The 2,023-nt window shown below is 73.1% G+C and carries 1 protein-coding gene and 1 pseudogene; one reads left to right on the top strand and one right to left on the bottom strand.

Going from position 1 to position 2,023, the window contains the following annotated elements; translation table 11 throughout:
• Positions 1 to 97 precede the first annotated feature (97 nt).
• Entirely contained in the window at positions 98 to 1,237 is a 1,140-nt protein-coding gene (locus ACJA3G_RS35770; protein WP_406557196.1) for a PAS domain-containing protein, read from the top strand.
• 52 nt (positions 1,238 to 1,289) lie between these two features.
• Here ACJA3G_RS35770 and ACJA3G_RS35765 read toward each other — a convergent pair.
• Positions 1,290 to 2,023: pseudogene (locus tag ACJA3G_RS35765) on the bottom strand (hypothetical protein); the annotation flags it as partial.

The following is a 2,023-nucleotide window of genomic DNA, read 5'->3' as shown; positions in this document are numbered from 1 at the left end:
GAACCGAGCATGCGCGGGATCGGGACGGGATACGCATCGCGTTGTGACTCTGCGTCAACCAGTGGCGTACGGGTCGCGCWGGGAGGGAGGGACCGCTGTGGACGACGCCAGTCTGAAGGCGCTGCTCGAACATTTCCCGGTGTTCTGGGGGGAGGTCGACGAGCCGTGGCAGGTGCGGGAGCGGGGCGGCGGCGCCCTCGCCGGTCCGGGCGCGCCGCAGGCCGAGGCCCGTCCCGGGCTGCCGCGACGGTACGCCGCCTTCGCGGGTCTCGCGGACCTCGCCCCGGCCGCCGCCTTCATCCGGGACGGCGAGGGCCGTTATCTGTGGGCCAACCACGCCTACGCGCACCTCTACGGGACCGTTCCGGACAAGCTCGTCGGCAAGTACATCGAGGACTTCGACGCGCCCGCCGAGGCCGTCCACTTCCGGGCCCTGGACCAGGAGGTCCTGAGCCGGGGGACGCCGGTGCGCCACACCCTGGACTACCGGCGCCCGGACGGCAGCGCGGGGCGGGCGGTGGGGCACCGGTTCCCCGTACAGGAGAACGCGCGCACCTGCGTCGCCGGGATCTATGTGGACATCTCCGACCGGCTGCGCGCGATGCTCCAGTGGCAGGAGGCGGAGGACAACCTGCAGGCGCTGCGCGACCACAGCGGTCTGCCCTGCGCGCTGCTGTCGGCCAACGGGCGCGTGGTCGAGGCGAGCACGGCGGCGGCCGAGCTGTTCGACCTGAGCCTGCCCGACCTGGTGGGGCGCCGCGCGCACACCCTGCTCGCCCCGGACCCCGGCCTCGACCGGCTGCACCGCCGGTGGGCCTCTCTCATAGCCCGCCGCACCAGACGGGTGGAGACCTCCGCGGTGCTGCTCGACACCCGGGGGCGGCAGCGGCGGGCGCAGATCCATCTGACGACGGTCGGCCACTCGGCGGCCCGGGCCCGGCACGTGTGGGCGGTTGTGACCCATCAGAGCCTCGCCCACGAGGCCCATCCGTCACTGACCCCCGCGCAGGTCCGCATCCTCTCCCTGCTGGCGGCGGGCAGCAGCAACGGCGAGATCGCCACCTCGCTGAAGCTGTCCCGGCAGACGGTCGACTACCACCTCAGCCGGCTGCGGGACCTGCTGGGCGCGGCGACCCGGCCGGCGCTGGTGGCCCGCGCCTATGTGCTGGGCATCCTGGCCCCGCGCGCCTGGCCGCCGCGCTCGGCCACGGCCGCCCATCCGCTCAGCCCGGCCTGACGGGAACGGGCGGGGCCGTGCGGACCGGCGGCCCCGCCGCGGGCGGACCCGTTCAGGAGGTGGTGACGTTGCGCCACACCGTGAGGTCCACGCCGACGAACTGGCTCGCCGACTCCTTCGGCGCGAAGCCGAGCACGGTGACCAGGCCGTAGTGCCCGGAGCCGGTCTTCACGCAGATCCGGGAACCCTTGCCGACCTTGTCCCGCGTGATCGACGTGGTGTACCGGGTGTTGGCGCGGCAGCCGACCAGGGTTCCCGGTTCGCCGGACTCCAGCAGGGCCATGGTGTTCTTGGACTGGTTGGTGGCGAGGGCGTCCCCGTTGACGATGTCCTCCGCATAGCCGAAGTCGCCTTCGTAGAACACGTCCATCTTCTGCGGCTGGGGCGGCTCGTCGGCGAAGTTCACCGAGTACCCGCGGGTGATGCTCATGTTCTTGTACACGGTCCCCTTCGGTGCCGCAGGGGGCTTGTTGTTCGCGCTGCCCGCGCCGGTGCCCGGAGTCGAACTGCCGGGCTGGGCGCTGTTCTTGTCGCTGCCCCCGTGGGTGGGTTTACCGGCGTCCGAGTCGCCGCCGGCGAGCTGGCTCACCAGATAGCCGCCGACGCCGACGATCGCGGCGGCGACCGCCACCGCGACGACCAGCGCGGCACGCTTCCGCTTACGGGGCGGCTGCGTCGGGCCCGCCCCCGACGGATGGGCCGTGACGGTCCCCGGGGCGGCCGAGTGAACGTACTGCGGCTGTCCGGGGTGGGGTTGTACGAAGTGGGGCTGCGCGGGCTGCGGGT

Source organism: Streptomyces sp. YS-3 (assembly GCF_045257485.1).
In the GTDB taxonomy this organism is placed as follows: Bacteria; Actinomycetota; Actinomycetes; order Streptomycetales; family Streptomycetaceae; genus Streptomyces.
Note: the sequence above shows the minus strand (reverse complement) of the source record. Positions and strands in the feature narration are given on the sequence as shown.